This is a genomic window from Pseudomonas sp. FSL R10-1350 (assembly GCF_009600525.1).
GTDB classification, from domain to species: Bacteria; Pseudomonadota; Gammaproteobacteria; order Pseudomonadales; family Pseudomonadaceae; genus Aquipseudomonas; species Aquipseudomonas helleri.
Map to the genome: position 1 here is coordinate 1 of NZ_WIVR01000013.1, position 14,209 is coordinate 14,209.

General features: G+C 56.4%; 18 protein-coding genes and 1 tRNA gene. 10 read left to right on the forward strand and 9 right to left on the reverse strand.

What is annotated here, in order from left to right; all coding sequences use genetic code 11:
- Window positions 1–140 precede the first annotated feature (140 nt).
- From GHO25_RS08660 to GHO25_RS08675, 4 genes are all read right to left on the reverse strand, one after another.
- Complete coding sequence (locus GHO25_RS08660) at window positions 141–1,112, reverse strand: magnesium and cobalt transport protein CorA (protein ID WP_048368771.1); 972 nt, start codon at window positions 1,110–1,112, stop codon at window positions 141–143.
- An 83-nt stretch (window positions 1,113–1,195) separates the two neighbouring features.
- On the reverse strand, window positions 1,196–1,978 hold the full coding sequence (locus GHO25_RS08665; RefSeq protein WP_048387816.1) for a 1-acyl-sn-glycerol-3-phosphate acyltransferase: 783 nt from the start codon (window positions 1,976–1,978) through the stop codon (window positions 1,196–1,198).
- A gap of 218 nt (window positions 1,979–2,196) precedes the next feature.
- A complete protein-coding gene (locus GHO25_RS08670) occupies window positions 2,197–2,886 on the reverse strand; it encodes a crotonase/enoyl-CoA hydratase family protein (protein ID WP_048387814.1) in 690 nt (229 codons plus the stop codon).
- On the reverse strand, window positions 2,879–3,076 hold the full coding sequence (locus GHO25_RS08675) for a hypothetical protein (RefSeq protein ID WP_153350745.1): 198 nt from the start codon (window positions 3,074–3,076) through the stop codon (window positions 2,879–2,881). The genes GHO25_RS08670 and GHO25_RS08675 overlap by 8 nt, the downstream gene beginning before the upstream one ends.
- Window positions 3,077–3,194: 118 nt before the next feature.
- Here GHO25_RS08675 and GHO25_RS08680 point away from each other — a divergent pair.
- Together GHO25_RS08680 and GHO25_RS08685 are read left to right on the forward strand one after the other, a co-directional pair.
- Window positions 3,195–3,284, forward strand: a tRNA-Ser gene (locus tag GHO25_RS08680).
- 146 nt (window positions 3,285–3,430) lie between these two features.
- On the forward strand, window positions 3,431–3,886 hold the full coding sequence (locus GHO25_RS08685; protein ID WP_153390600.1) for a GNAT family N-acetyltransferase: 456 nt from the start codon (window positions 3,431–3,433) through the stop codon (window positions 3,884–3,886).
- A gap of 154 nt (window positions 3,887–4,040) precedes the next feature.
- Here the strand turns inward: GHO25_RS08685 and GHO25_RS08690 are convergent, their stop codons facing one another.
- The 4 genes from GHO25_RS08690 to GHO25_RS08705 all read right to left on the reverse strand — a co-directional run bounded on the left by GHO25_RS08690 (window position 4,041) and on the right by GHO25_RS08705 (window position 5,351).
- A complete protein-coding gene (locus GHO25_RS08690) occupies window positions 4,041–4,328 on the reverse strand; it encodes a type II toxin-antitoxin system RelE/ParE family toxin (protein WP_048368767.1) in 288 nt (95 codons plus the stop codon).
- A complete protein-coding gene (locus tag GHO25_RS08695) occupies window positions 4,318–4,557 on the reverse strand; it encodes a type II toxin-antitoxin system RelB/DinJ family antitoxin (RefSeq protein WP_153390601.1) in 240 nt (79 codons plus the stop codon). Before GHO25_RS08695 ends, GHO25_RS08690 begins: the two co-directional genes overlap by 11 nt.
- Before the next feature lie 277 nt (window positions 4,558–4,834).
- Window positions 4,835–5,125, reverse strand: coding sequence for a type II toxin-antitoxin system RelE/ParE family toxin (locus GHO25_RS08700; RefSeq protein WP_082158066.1), 291 nt, complete (start codon window positions 5,123–5,125; stop codon window positions 4,835–4,837).
- The gene (locus tag GHO25_RS08705; RefSeq protein ID WP_048368765.1) at window positions 5,088–5,351 is read right to left on the reverse strand and encodes a CopG family ribbon-helix-helix protein; all 264 of its coding nucleotides are present in this window, start codon (window positions 5,349–5,351) and stop codon (window positions 5,088–5,090) included. Before GHO25_RS08705 ends, GHO25_RS08700 begins: the two co-directional genes overlap by 38 nt.
- A 434-nt stretch (window positions 5,352–5,785) precedes the next feature.
- Between GHO25_RS08705 and GHO25_RS08710 the strand changes: the two genes are divergently transcribed.
- The 4 genes from GHO25_RS08710 (at window position 5,786) to GHO25_RS08725 (ending at window position 9,303) form a co-directional block, all read left to right on the forward strand.
- Complete coding sequence (locus GHO25_RS08710) at window positions 5,786–6,073, forward strand: DUF6124 family protein (protein ID WP_256677184.1); 288 nt, start codon at window positions 5,786–5,788, stop codon at window positions 6,071–6,073.
- Window positions 6,074–6,303: 230 nt separating this feature from the next.
- Entirely contained in the window at window positions 6,304–6,531 is a 228-nt protein-coding gene (locus GHO25_RS08715) for a type II toxin-antitoxin system Phd/YefM family antitoxin (RefSeq protein ID WP_048368763.1), read from the forward strand.
- Window positions 6,528–6,902, forward strand: coding sequence for a type II toxin-antitoxin system VapC family toxin (locus GHO25_RS08720; protein WP_048368762.1), 375 nt, complete (start codon window positions 6,528–6,530; stop codon window positions 6,900–6,902). Before GHO25_RS08715 ends, GHO25_RS08720 begins: the two co-directional genes overlap by 4 nt.
- Before the next feature lie 190 nt (window positions 6,903–7,092).
- The gene (locus GHO25_RS08725) at window positions 7,093–9,303 is read left to right on the forward strand and encodes an OsmC domain/YcaO domain-containing protein (protein ID WP_153390602.1); all 2,211 of its coding nucleotides are present in this window, start codon (window positions 7,093–7,095) and stop codon (window positions 9,301–9,303) included.
- An 80-nt stretch (window positions 9,304–9,383) separates the two neighbouring features.
- On the opposite strand, the gene GHO25_RS08730 is transcribed toward GHO25_RS08725, so the two are convergent.
- Entirely contained in the window at window positions 9,384–9,536 is a 153-nt protein-coding gene (locus tag GHO25_RS08730; protein ID WP_153390603.1) for a hypothetical protein, read from the reverse strand.
- Window positions 9,537–9,661: 125 nt separating this feature from the next.
- Here GHO25_RS08730 and fae point away from each other — a divergent pair, with 125 nt between their 5' ends.
- The 4 genes from fae (at window position 9,662) to GHO25_RS08750 (ending at window position 14,156) form a co-directional block, all read left to right on the forward strand.
- Window positions 9,662–10,174: a formaldehyde-activating enzyme gene (gene fae, locus GHO25_RS08735; protein ID WP_048368760.1), complete on the forward strand. Its 513-nt coding sequence runs from the start codon at window positions 9,662–9,664 to the stop codon at window positions 10,172–10,174.
- Window positions 10,175–10,184: 10 nt separating this feature from the next.
- A complete protein-coding gene (locus GHO25_RS08740; protein ID WP_153390604.1) occupies window positions 10,185–11,219 on the forward strand; it encodes an aldo/keto reductase in 1,035 nt (344 codons plus the stop codon).
- Complete coding sequence (locus GHO25_RS08745; protein ID WP_048368758.1) at window positions 11,216–12,649, forward strand: NAD-dependent succinate-semialdehyde dehydrogenase; 1,434 nt, start codon at window positions 11,216–11,218, stop codon at window positions 12,647–12,649. Before GHO25_RS08740 ends, GHO25_RS08745 begins: the two co-directional genes overlap by 4 nt.
- 142 nt (window positions 12,650–12,791) lie before the next feature.
- Entirely contained in the window at window positions 12,792–14,156 is a 1,365-nt protein-coding gene (locus GHO25_RS08750) for an MFS transporter (RefSeq protein ID WP_048368757.1), read from the forward strand.
- Window positions 14,157–14,209: the final 53 nt, after the last annotated feature.

A 14,209-nucleotide genomic window follows, 5' to 3' on the forward strand; every position in this document is an offset into this window, starting at 1 on the left:
ATACATAGATGCAGCCGGGTGTCAGTGGGCAAAAGCGGGTTGACAGTGGGGGGCGAGTCCATACATAGGAGCGAGCTCGCCTCGCGATCTTTTGATCTTCTAAAAGCTCGCGAGGCAAGCTCGCTCCTACAGTTCGATCTCTACAACCAACCCGAACGCTTGAAGCTCGTCCACAGACCCGTCACGCCCACCGCAATAAACCCCAGCACGCCGAAATAGCCGTAATGCCAGGTCAGCTCCGGCATGTTCTGAAAGTTCATCCCGTAAATGCCCGCCACCGCCGTAGGGAACGCCAAGATGGCTGCCCAGGCGGCGAATTTGCGCTGCACGATGCTTTGCCGTGACGATTCCAGCAGCACCACAATTTCAATGGTTTGGCTGGCGATGTCGCGCAGGGTGGTGAGGTCTTCCATTTGCCGGGTGACGTGAATTTGCACATCGCGAAAATACGGGCGCATGTTCTTGTCGATAAACGGGAAGTCGAGGCGCTGAAGCTCTTCGCTGACTTCAACCATGGGCGCCACATAGCGCCGCAATCGCAGCACATCACGGCGCAAATCATGAAGTTTGACGATATCGGCTTCATTTAGTGTATTGCCCATGATCGTGCGTTCGAGCTGCTCGATCTCGGCGTGAATGGCTTCACTGACGGGCTGATAGCTCTCGGTCACAAAGTCCAGCAAGGCATACAGCACAAAATCTTCGCCGTGCTCCAGCAGCAGCGGGCGGGCCTCGCAGCGTTGGCGCACAGAGCGGTATGAGGCGGAATGGCCATTGCGGCTGGTAATGATGTAGCCATTGCCGGCAAAGATATGCGTTTCAACGAACTCTAATTTGCCTTCATGGCGAATCGGCGAGTACGTGACGATAAACAGTGCGTCGCCAAAGGTTTCGAGCTTTGGCCGGCTGTGTTGCTCCAAGGCGTCTTCGATGGCCAGTTCATGCAGATTGAACTGACGCTGCAAATTGCTCAGCTCTTGTGCGTTGGGCTGCTCCAGGCCGATCCAGACGAAGTGGCCGGGCTTTGCAGCCCAGTCGCTACCTTCATCCAGCGTAATATCGGTGACCTTTTTGCCTTCGCTGTACACCGCAGCAGCAACAACTCTCCCCATAGTTCTAATCGCTTCTTCATCAAAGGGTTATGGCACGAAGGTGCAGCTTAGCGTGCAATCAACCACTTTGACGTGACAAACGTTCAGACGTTCGGGTTAGACGCCGTTGTTTTGCGGGCGGGGAGTGCAGGCTGAGGCAGCTTATGCTGGGCCAGCAGCTCGCGGTCCATGGCCTCGATGCAGGCGAGCATCTGCTCGCGGCACTGCTCCATCAGCCGTGGCAGGTCATCTTGGGTCAAGCCCGCCGTAGGAATGGCAGGCAAAGAACGGATCAGAATATCGGCACTGTGCCAGCGGTTGAGCTTGAGGTGCTGGCTGTACGTACTGACGCACACCGGCACAATCGGTACTCCGGCAGTAATCGCCATCAGGAACGCGCCCTTTTTGAACGGCAGCAACGACTTGCCCAGGTTGCGCGTGCCTTCCGGGAAGACCCAGATCGACGTGTCTTTTTCCTGCAAGGTGCGTGTCGTGGTCAGCATTGATTTGCGTGCTTTTTGCGCGTTGCCCCGGTCGATCAGCACATTACCCGCCAACCAGAACAACTGGCCGAATAGCGGAACCCATTTCAGGCTCTTTTTACCAATACACACCGTACGGCGCGGCACGACGTTGCCGAACACAAACAGATCGTAGTTGGATTGATGATTGGCGATGACCACGCAGCTTTGTGGCTTGTCCATCAACGGGCCGACTTCAGTCTTGAGCTTGTAGCCCAAAATCCATTTTGAAGGCCACGCATACAGCCGCGCGCACAGCCGACTGTTATCAGGATTGAAAGGGCGGCACATGCCCAGCAGCACGCCGAGAACACCCGCAACCACAAAATGCACACTCATCAACACCATGCGAAACGAAAGTAGCATTTACAGGCTCATCAAAACAAAAGGTGGCGCAGTGTACGGACGTGCACTGTAAACGGCAATTACCCCGATACACGCAGGAGATTGCTGATGTTTAAGCATATGTTTCAACAAAGGCTGATAAGTGCCAGCCAGAGGTGCTGACGATACAAAGATGAGACGCGGGGGAGGGAGGCATCCCGACTGCTCAGTGCAATCGGGATGCCGATCAAGCGATAAGGTCAGAGCGCGTGGTGTTGATCCAGCTCGATTGCCTTGTCGAGGGTTTCCAGGAGTTCTTTGCGCACTTTAAGTTTGGTGTTCTTGTGCGCCTTCATATTGATCTTCTTCAACTGGCGAGCCACTTCGAGCGCCGTGGCGTGCAGCTCTTCAGGCTTGACCACCTGGTCCAGGAAGCCTGCATCGACTGCGGAAATCGGGTTAAACATCTCTCCGTTGATCACCGAGCGATGGAAAGCCGACTTGCGCAAGCGGTCGCGGGCCAGCTCGATACCGGCGTGGTGCATGGTCATGCCGATTTGCACCTCGTTCAGGCCAATACTGAACGGGCCTTCTACGCCAACCCGGTAATCCACCGACAGCAGCAAGAATGCGCCTTTAGCCACCGCATGCCCCGGGCACGCAACCACCACCGGGAACGGGTGCGCCAACAAGCGACGCGCCAACGTCGAGCCCTGCCTGACCAACTCAATCGCCTGCTCAGGACCGGACGTCATCACCTTCAAGTCATAACCGCCCGACAGAATCCCCGGCTGGCCAGTGATAATCACCACTGCACGATCCAGCTCAGCCTGGTCCAGCGCCGCGTTAAAGGCAGTGATCACCTGCGGGGAAATAGCATTGACCTTGCCATTACTCAGCGTCAGCGTCGCGATACCGTCTTCCAGGTGATAAGCAATCAAGTCACTCATGGCGCAATTCCTTGTATTTAAGTGAGTCAGACGTTACCCAGCCCCACGGCGCAGGTAAAGCGCCGTGACTGACTGACCAGTCAGCCAAAAGCCCGGCACCTTCTATATAGACGCCAGCGTGCCTGAGCTTCAACGTGCTGGCGCTGCGGTGCCAAGGCTTGAAAATGGCAGAATCGCCGGGTCCGGTCATGCCAGAAAACCACCGAAACCCGTAAGCGCATGAAAATTCTGAAAAAAACATTTGTCATATCGAAAGCTTTCGACTACATTAGCGCGCCTCGACAGACAGAACATGTTTGTAGAGATACGGTGAAGTGTCCGAGTGGCTTAAGGAGCACGCCTGGAAAGTGTGTATACAAGAAATTGTATCGAGAGTTCGAATCTCTCCTTCACCGCCACATTAAGTAAACACAAACCCCTGATTTTCCAAGAGAAAGTCGGGGGTTTGTGGTTTTTGGCGTCTGGAAAAAGGTTAAAGGATTAGCCGTGGGTGAAGGCGCATTGCCTTGAGCTAAGCTGGATCGTTAATGATCGAGGTTTCCAAATGGACTGTCAGATTCGCTCCGCAACCCTGGACGATTCAGTTGCGATAAGCCGTGTCGTGATCGCCGCTCTGCGTGGCACAAATTCACAGGATTATTCGCCTGAGATCATTGCCCAGGTTGAGCGCAGCTTTGCACCTGAAGCTATCAGCGCATTACTCGACAAACGCAAGGTTTTCGTGGCCTTGCTGGGCGAGACTATTGCTGGCACTGCAAGCCTCGACGGTAATGTAGTTAGAAGTGTTTTCGTTGATCCTGCCCACCAAGGTAAAGGTATCGGCCGATTGTTGATGGATGTCATTCACGCGACCGCTGTCAGCGCTGGTGTTGGCGCTTTACGAGTGCCATCGTCGATTACCGCGCAGAGCTTTTACGCGGCGTTGGGCTATCAAACGATCCGGGACGAATTTTATGGGGCTGAGCGCACCATCATTATGGAAAAGCCGCTTGCGGGTTAGTCCGTGGTGCTCATCCGCTTTTCCCGCAGCGTTAGGTAAACACGAACCGCTGTTTTTTCTGGGGCAAGTCTGGGGAGTGGGCGGGGAGGGTTTTAGTGTTTTTCAAGACTCTACGCACTGGGATTGTTAGTTAAGAATCCTAAGCTGGTTGATTCTATTTAAGACGTTCTTGTGCCTTGTCATAAGCAGCATCGTTTTCGCGTTTGTCCACGGCAACGACGAACACGACAATTTCTTGATCAATGACCTGATAGATCAGGCGGTAGCCCGCACTGCGCAGCTTGATTTTGTAGCAGTCGGGTAAATCGCGCAGGCGGTTGGCCTCTACGCGTGGGTTAATCAATATTTCAGCCAGCTTTTTTTTAAATTGCTGCCTGACCGTATCTCCGAGTTTTTGCCACTCTTTGAGTGCGCGCTGGTCAAACTCAAGGCTAAAGGTCATCCAGTGTCACTTTGACCCGTTTAGGGTCAGCCAAGCGTTCACGAACGGTGTTCAGGAGCGCTTCGTCTTCCTCGGTCATGAGCATCGGGCGAAAGGGCAATTGGCCGCGTTCTGCTACGTACTGCAAGGCCTGGCGCATCAGCTCTGAGGGGGTGACACCCAGGCGTTCAAGCTCTTGATAGGCGCGAGCTTTGAGATCATCGTCCACGCGTATGTTGATAGATGCCATGGATTTGATTCCTGTAATGACGTTTGTCATTACGGTGGTGCTAGCGAGCTTATTTTGCAAGTGCCATTCGGCAGTAGAGCTTTTCACATTATTCAATTTGCCTCCCGTGACTAGATCAAATAGAGGTTGATCCGTCAGGTGAGCTTAGCTGCACACAATCAGCCGTTTCGTACGACGCTTCTCTTTCAATCTGGCGAAATATCTTGGGAATATCCGTTCACTTGTTCCAGTCAACCTGGCTTTTTTGATATTTAATCTTTCCAAGGCCGTAGCAGCCTCACCAATCATCTGGCCGCTCAGTCCTCTGATGAAGAATACGCAATACCTGCACCTCGCTATTCATCAGCCGGTACGGCGCAATAAACGGGAATTTGCCCAGAATCAGCTCCCGAACATCGGGCGTCTGTGAAGGGCGCCCAAGGCCGGTGAACGTTTGCAGTTGCTCCAGTGTTTCGATGATCTGGCCAAGCACGGCATCCGCTGCAGCAGCGCCTAAGCGTGACTCGTAATATTCGTGAATTGAGTCAAGATCACTGCTCGCTTTGTCTGTCAGTGCGATGTTTGGCACGGTCCACCCACTTGGCTTTGATGGTGCTGAGATCGGTCAATTTGCCCGCGTCGGCGTCGGCTATGCCTTCGGCAATGGCTTTGATGTGCCAGGACTCGGCCTCAATGTAGCGGGCCAACGCACGTTTGAGGTGGTACTGGCGGTCGCGATCAGTGGCTTGAGACAGCTGGTCAAGTTGTTCGACCAATCCTTCTTCAACACGGAATGACAACACAGGCGATGCCATGATTGGCTCCTAAGTTCAAATGTATACACCGTATACGAATTCGAAAACTGTAAACCCTGGGCAATCGTTAGAACAGCAGCTTCTGGTAACTTCAGACGAACGCAGCGCTATTTCACGGTAGCGTACAGCCTCAAAATCAGCCGTTTCGTACGACGCTTCCCTTTCAATCCGGTGAAACATCCTAGAAACTTCCATTCGCTTGTGCCTGTGCAGTTCGGGGAATAGTCTCGGCCCATCGCTGAAAATCAGCGGTCGGGTCTAGTACACGGCGCAACGCGCCACCTTAAAGAGGCGCTTTTTTTCGGCCTCGGTTTTATGGTGGCCGTGCGCAGGGCGCTCTCGTAGCGCGCCGGGTTTCCGTGTACTCCGGTCTACTAACCTGCGCATGGCTGCCACCCATTCCCACCCTGCAAGATGCTGCTCAGTGCGATGAATTGTCGTTAGACCGTGCCGCCACGGATCGCGCCCTCGATTACTACCTGCTCAACCATAAGCCTCTACGGCACGTGGATCAGGCCACGTATGCCATCCCGGACAGCGTCAATTTAGAAGCGGCTTTGGCCCAAGCGTCAGACTTGTTGCGCTGCGCGGGTGCTTCGGCGAGTGAGGCGGGGAATGGCTTGAGCGGGCACCCGCGCCATCTGGTGTTGTCGGTCATGCATTTGGTGGAGCTGGCCAAAGCGTATGTCGACAAATCGCTGGACGGTTTAACGACGCACTAAGCAGCACGCGCCTGAGTGCAGCAGGCGCGTCACTTCTGTTGTTGCGGTCTTTTGTATGCCCTTGGCAGATCACTTTTAAATCCGGCTCTGTTATCTCCAGGAATTGGCTCCGAATGTACTGCACCTTGGTTTTGTTGGTGTGTGCCGATGAAAGGCAGGTTGTGAGTTAGGTTTAGTCCGGTTAGTGGACTAGACTAACTGCATTAGCCAATCAACTGGGAGGGAGCAGTATGCAGACCCATAACATCCATGCAGCGAAAACGCATTTCTCGCAGCTTGTCGAAGCAGCGGCGGGGGGGGAAACAATCATTATCGCCAAGGCAGGTAAGCCCGTGGCCAAGCTGGTTCCTATTACCGCCCCTAAGCGTCGCGGCATGCTGGCGGGGGTGACATTCAATACCGCAGCGTCAGACGCCATGGATGCTGAAATTGCAGATATGTTTGAGGGTAAGGCATGAGGTTATTGCTCGATACTCACATTCTGGTATGGGCCGCCACCGATGACGTCAAATTATCCAAAGCGGCGGCTCAACTTATAGACGATGAGGCCAATACCTTGTATTTCAGCGCCGCCAGTATTTGGGAACTGACCATTAAAGGTGCCGAGCGTACCGGTGTTATCCCAGCGGTACTACGCAAGGTGCTCCTGGATGCGGGTTACCTTGAGTTGGCTATCACGTCCGAGCACGGGTTGACCGTAGGCGCTCTGCCGAATGTTCATCGAGATCCGTTTGACCGCATCTTGGTAGCTCAAGCACTGGCTGAAGGTATTAGCCTGGTAACACATGACAGCGCTATGCATGCTTACCCGCACACCATCATTGTTTGAACCTTTGAGGGAGCTGAAAACACCTCCCGTCGCGTCACTTCCCCTGACCTTTAAGCTCAAAACATCACGACACCAGCTCGCCCTACAAAATGGCGGCTTGGCAGGCATTTGGGAAAAGGGCGGGACTTCCGGCTGAAAAATCGGATAATGGCGCCCATATTTTTTAGCCCGTTATTCTGGTAATTCCCTCATGGAAATTAAGGTCAACTTTCTCGACAACCTTCGACTTGAAGCCAAGTTCGATGATTTCACGGTGGTGGCCGATCAACCTATCCGCTACAAGGGCGATGGTTCGGCGCCGGGTCCTTTCGATTATTTTCTGGCGTCGTCGGCGTTGTGCGCGGCTTATTTTGTGAAGCTGTACTGCCAGACGCGCAATATTCCTACCGAGAATATTCGCCTGTCGCAGAACAATATTGTTGACCCGGAAAACCGCTACAACCAGATTTTCAAGATTCAGGTCGAGTTGCCTGCCGATATTTCCGAGAAGGATCGCCAGGGCATTTTGCGCTCCATCGACCGCTGCACGGTGAAGAAGGTGGTGCAGGCCGGGCCTGAGTTTGTGATTGAAGAGGTCGAAAACCTCGACGCCGATGCTCAGGCGTTGTTGATGCCGGCGTCGAGTTCTGCCGCTTGCGGTGGCACGTTTATCGCGGGCAAGGACCTGCCGCTGGAGCAAACCATCGCCAATATGTCGGGCATTTTGGCCGACTTGGGCATGAAGATCGAAATCGCGTCGTGGCGCAATATCGTGCCGAATGTCTGGTCGCTGCATATCCGCGATGCGCAATCGCCGATGTGTTTCACCAACGGCAAGGGCGCGACCAAAGAGGGCGCATTGGCCTCGGCGCTGGGCGAGTTTATCGAGCGTCTTAACTGCAACTTCTTCTACAACGATCAGTTCTGGGGCGAAGAGATCGCCAATGCGCCGTTTGTGCATTACCCGGAAGAGCGCTGGTTCAAGCCGGGCCGCAAAGATGAGCTGCCCACTGAGATCCTCGACGCCTACTGCCGCAAAATCTACAACCGCGATGGCGAGTTGCGCGGTTCACACCTGATCGACACCAACTCCGGCAATGAAGAGCGCGGCATTTGCTCACTGCCGTTTGTGCGTCAGTCGGACGGCGAGGTGGTGTATTTCCCCTCCAACCTGATCGAAAACCTGTACCTCAGCAACGGCATGAGTGCCGGTAACACCCTGGCTGAAGCGCAAGTGCAGTGCTTGTCGGAGATTTTTGAGCGGGCCGTCAAACGCGAAATCATTGAAGGCGAGTTCGCGCTGCCGGATGTACCGGCCGAGGTGCTGGCGAAATATCCGGGCATTCTGGCGGGCATTCAGGCGCTGGAAGAGCAGGGCTTTCCGGTATTGGTGAAGGATGCGTCGTTGGGCGGTGAGTTCCCGGTGATGTGCGTAACCCTGATGAACCCGCGCACCGGCGGTGTGTTCGCCTCGTTTGGCGCCCATCCAAGCCTTGAAGTGGCGCTGGAGCGCAGCCTCACCGAGCTGCTGCAAGGCCGCAGTTTTGAAGGCCTCAACGATTTGCCGCAGCCAACCTTTGCGGGCCACGCGGTGACCGAGCCGAACAACTTCGTCGAGCACTTTATTGACTCCAGCGGTGTGGTGTCGTGGCGCTTCTTCAGTAACAAGGCAGAGTACGAATTTGTCGAGTGGGACTTCACCAGCCAGGGCGAAAATGCCAATGCCGACGAGGCCGCGACCTTGTTCGGGATTCTCGAAGGCATGGGCAAAGAAGTGTACATGGCGGTTTACGAGCACCTCGGCGCCAAGGCGTGCCGCATTCTGGTGCCGGATTACTCCGAGATTTACCCGGTGGATGACCTGATCTGGGACAACACCAACAAGGCGCTGTTCTTCCGCGAAGACATCCTCAACCTGCACAGTCTGGATGAGGCGGCGCTCAAAGATCTGGTTGAGCGTCTGGTGGAAAGTGAGCTGGACGATTACACCGACATCACCACCTTGATCGGCATCGAGTTCGACGACAACACCGCGTGGGGTCAGTTGACCATTCTGGAGTTGAAACTGCTGATCTACCTCGCCTTGCAGCAACATGAAGAGGCGAAAGAGGCGGTCGAAATGTTCTTGCAGTACAACGACAACACCGTCGAGCGTGGCTTGTTCTACCAAGCCGTGAATGCGGTGCTGGAGATGTACCTGGACGAAGACCTGGAGCTGGAAGACTACGAAGTCAACTTCCGTCGCATGTTCGGCAACGAGCGCATGGACGCCGCCATCGGTTCGGCTGACGGCAGCGTGCGCTTCTATGGTCTGACCCCGACCAGCATGAAGCTGGAAGGTCTGGACCGGCACTTGCGCCTGATCGACAGCTACAAAAAACTGCACGCAGCGCGGGCCAAGGCAGCCGGCATTTCGCTGTAACCCCGACTGTAGGAGCGAGCTTGCCTCGCGATCTTTTGATCTTTAAAAGATCGCTCGCTCCTACACATTCTTACCCTCTTTCATCCCCCGCCTTCCTTCCTGCACTCCATGGCCAGCAGGCTATGACCTAAACGCATACCCCCATGACTTTTAATGGTTACAGCCCGCACCTGCGCGAGTGCTAAAAATTGCAGCAACAGCTCAACCACAACAAAAAAGAGCGCTGCAACCATGACGGATTCCCTTCTCGCCAGCCCTGCGCTGCGCTCTTTGACTGTCCCTGTTCGCCTTGCCTGTCGTCCGACCGGCCTGCGCGACTGATCCCAACAATAACGCATCGTCCAAAGAGTAATGACTCATGAAAGCACTCGACCTGTACATCGGTGAAGGTTTCGAAGGCCCTGGCGTGAACGCCGCGCACATCAACATTTTGATCGGGCCGCGCAACGGCCCGGCGGGTCAGGCCTTCGCCAACAGCCTGGCGTCGCCAAGCCAAGGGCATTGCCCGTTCATGGTGATTGCGCAACCCAACATCCCGGTCAAGCCGATGACCCTGTACGTCAACAAAGCCGAGATCAGCAGCGACCTGCATGGCAACGCGACGTGGGGCGCGTCCCAGGCCGGGATCGCCAAGGCGGTACTCGAAGCGCTGCTGGACGGCACCTTGCCGCCGGAAGCCGAAGACGAGTGGGCCATCGTCACCGCCAACTGGGTCAACCCGGCATGTGATGACCTGGATGCGGTGTACCTGAACAACTACAACGCTTGCCGCACGGCGATTCGTGCAGCGCTGACCGGCCTGCCGTACACCTCGCAACTGGCGGACGTGGTCGAGCACATTTCCAACCCTTTCTACACGCCAAAAGCCTGAGGTCTGCGCCATGCAATACATTCGTTTGGGCAACTCCGGCCTTGAAGTCTCCCGCCTGTGCCTGGGCACCATGAACATGGGCTCCCCGGACTGGAAACCGTGGATTTTCGATGAAAAGCAAAGCGAGCCGATTGTCGCGCACGCGCTGGATAACGGGGTCAACTTCTTCGATCTGGCAGATTTCTACTCGGCTGGCGTCGGTGAAGAAGTGGTCGGCCGTATCGTCAAGCGCCTGGCTCGTCGTGAAGACCTGGTCATCACCACCAAGGTGGGTTACGGCACCCGCACCGGGATCAATGCCAGCGGCCATTCGCGCAAGCACATCATGGACAGCATCGACGCCTCCCTTAAGCGTCTGAACATGGATTACGTCGACGTGTTCATGCTGCATTACTTCGATGTGAACACCCCGGTTGAAGAAACCATGAGCGCCATGAACGACATCGTGCGCTCCGGCAAAGCCCGCTACATCGGCGTCTCGACCATGCTCACCGGGCAGTTGGCGAAGATCCTCATGGCCTGCGAGCGCAATGGTTGGGTCAAACCGATCAATATGCAGCTGCAATTGAACTGCGCCTATCGCGAAGAAGAGCGCGAGATGATCCCGTTCTGCCGCGATCAGGGCCTTGGCGTCTCGGTGTTCAGTCCGTTGGCCCGTGGCCTGTTGACCGGCGATGCGCAATCGACGCGCAACCAGACCGACTTCTTTACGCAACAGATGTACAGCGATGAGGCATCTTGGCAAATCGCCCATTCGGTGCAGCGTGTAGCGCGTGCCCGGGGTGTGTCCAATGCCCAAATCGCCCAGGCGTGGGTCGCCAACCATCCGGGCGTTGATTGCATGCTGGTGGGGGCTGACACCACGGCGCAGTTCGACAGCGCCCTGGCTGCACTCGAAACCCAGCTCGATGCCGATGAACTGTACGAACTGGAGCGCAATTACACCCCGTGCGACGTGATCAATGATTACACCGCCGGTAAACGCATCCTGCGCTCGGCTCGCCCGGCCCACGAACGTTTCACCCTGACGGAGGCGGTGGCATGAGCGCGCTGATCCGTCACGGCAATTTCATCGATGGCCAATGGTCCAGTGGTGGCCCGACTTACCCGGTGTTCAACCCGGCCACGGGCGATTTGGTCGCCAACGTGCAAAAGGCGGGCGCTGAAGAAACCGAACTGGCGATTGATGCGGCCAATCGTGCCTTGCCGGCCTGGCGCAAGCTGACCGCCAAAGAGCGCAGCCAGCGTCTCAAGCGCTGGGGCGAACTGATGTTGAGCAACCAGAAGGACCTGGCCACTCTGCTCAGCCGCGAACAAGGCAAGCCGCTGGCTGAGGCCATGGGCGAAGTGGTGTATGCCGCAAGCTTTCTGGAGTGGTTTGCCGAAGAAGCCAAGCGCGCGTATGGCGATGTGATCCCGAGCCACAAGGCGGATGCGCGGATCATAGTGGTCAAGGAAGCCATTGGTGTGGTGGCGGCCATCACACCATGGAATTTCCCGCTGGCGATGGTCACCCGCAAGGTCGGCCCGGCGCTGGCAGCCGGTTGCACCATGATCCTCAAGCCGTCGGAAGAAACCCCGCTGTCTGCCTTTGCCCTGGCCGTACTGGCTGAACAGGCCGGGATCCCGGCCGGTGTGTTCAACATCGTTTCAGGGGACGCCGTGGCCATCGGCGGGGCGCTGCAAGCGTCCAGCATTGTGCGCAAACTGTCGTTCACCGGCTCCACCCGCACCGGCAAACTGCTGATGCGCCAAGCGGCAGACACGCTGAAAAAAGTCTCGCTGGAACTGGGCGGCAATGCGCCGTTTATCGTGTTTGACGATGCCGATCTGGACGCAGCCGTCAAAGGCGCCATGGCCTCCAAGTTCCGTAACACCGGGCAGACGTGCGTCTGCGTTAACCGCTTCTTTATTCAAGACGGCGTGTACGACGCCTTCACCGCCAAGTTGGCCGAAGCCGTTGCGGCCATGCGCGTGGGCGATGCCTTGCAAGGTGACACTGAGCAAGGCCCGCTGATCAATGCGGCGGCGTTGGCCAAAGTCGAGGCCCATGTCGGTGATGCGGTCGAGAAGGGCGCCAAGGTGTTGTGCGGCGGCCGTCGCCACGCCCTCGGCGGGACCTTTTTTGAACCGACCATTCTGACGGAGGCCAGCAACGACATGCTGATCGCCCAGGAAGAAACCTTCGGCCCCGTGGCGGCGTGCTTTCGCTTCAAGGATGAAGCCCAAGTGCTGGCGCTGGCCAACGACACACCGTTCGGGCTCTCGGCTTACTTCTACAGCCGTGACATTGGCCGGGTGTGGCGCATGGCCGAAGGGCTGGAAGCCGGTATGGTCGGGATCAATGAAGGGATTATCTCTACCGAAGTCGCACCGTTTGGCGGCATCAAGGAGTCGGGCCTGGGCCGTGAAGGGTCCAAATACGGCCTGGATGATTACCTGGAACTGAAGTACCTGTTGATGGGCGGTCTTTGAGCCCGGCACTACCTCTGTAGGAATGAGCTTGCTCGCGAAGGCGATCTGTCGTTTTCACGAGTAAGCCGGCTCCCACACAAGCCATTCAAAGAAAAGCTAGAGCAATCGGTTTCTCCGTCAATAAAAAAAATTGGAGACGAACATGTCCGCTCAACCTGTAAAAATCGACGACCTGCCCATCGGGCGCTTTCACCTTAAAATCGCCGGGCTGACCTTTGGCGCCCACTTCACAGACGGCTACATCCTGGGTTTGATTGGCATCGCCTTTACCCTGATCAGCCCACAAATGCATCTGGATGCGTTCTGGCAGGGGTTGATCGGTGCTTCAGCGCTGATCGGGCTGTTTCTCGGCAGCCTGTTCTTTGGCTGGATTTCCGACAAGGTCGGTCGGCAAAAGATTTTCCTGGTCAGCTTTGTGCTGATCACCGTGGCTTCGGTCATGCAGTTCTACGCCGAAACGGCGATGGGGCTGTTTTTGTGTCGGGTCTTGATCGGCATCGGCTTGGGCGGTGACTTCAGTGTGGGCCACGCCATGCTGGCCGAGTTTGCCCCCAAAAAACATCGTGGCGTGATGCTCGGTTCGTTCAGCGTGATCTGGACCTTTGGCTACGTGGCGGCCACCTTTGTGGGCACCGCCATGCTCGGTTTGGGCGATGACGCCTGGCGCTGGATGCTGGCGTCCTCTGCGATCCCGGCGGGTTTGATTCTGATTGCCCGCATCGGCACCCCAGAGTCGCCGCGCTGGCTGGTCAACCAGGGGCGCATTGCCGAGGCGCGGGCCATCGTTAAAAAGCATCTGGGCGACAACGTCGAACTGGATGAAGTCCCGTCCGGCGAAACCCGCTCGGGCTATGCCGTGCTGTTCAGCCGCGAATACCGCAAGCGCACCGCGTTCAACTGCCTATTCTTCGTGTGCATCGTGATGCCGTACTTTGCGATCTACACCTTCCTGCCGTCCATCCTCAAAACCATGGGCCTGGCTGAAGGCTTTGGCACTGAACTGATGCTCAACCTGCTGCTGATCGTCGGCGCATTGATCGGCATCTGGTGCACGGTGAAATTCTCGCGCCGGGGCTTCTTGATCAACTCGTTCATCATTTTGGCGGTGGCGTTGTTGATTCTCGCGATCCTGCCCAGCAGCGCCGCGTTCTTGATGGTGTTGGCGTTTGGCATCTTCACCCTGGTGCTGTCTGCGGTGAGTAACCTGGTGGGCGTGTTCCCGGCCGAAAGCTTCCCGACCGAAGTGCGCGCCAGCGGTATTGGCCTGGCGACTGCGGTCAGTCGCTTGGGCTCGGCGGTGAGTACCTTCCTGTTGCCGGTGAGCGTGGTGGGGATTGGCATGAGCCCGACCATTGGCATCCTGGCGGCGATTCTGGCGTTTGGTGCGCTGATCTCATGGGCATGGGCCCCCGAGACCAAATCCCTGACCCTGAGCCAAGCGTGCAAGGCCCACAGCCCTGTGCAAGAAAGCGCGCCAGTGGCAGTTAAAGTGGTGGCGACGGTCTAGTACAAGCCGTAGGAGCGAGCTTGCCTCGCGATCTTTTAACGAATCAAAAGATC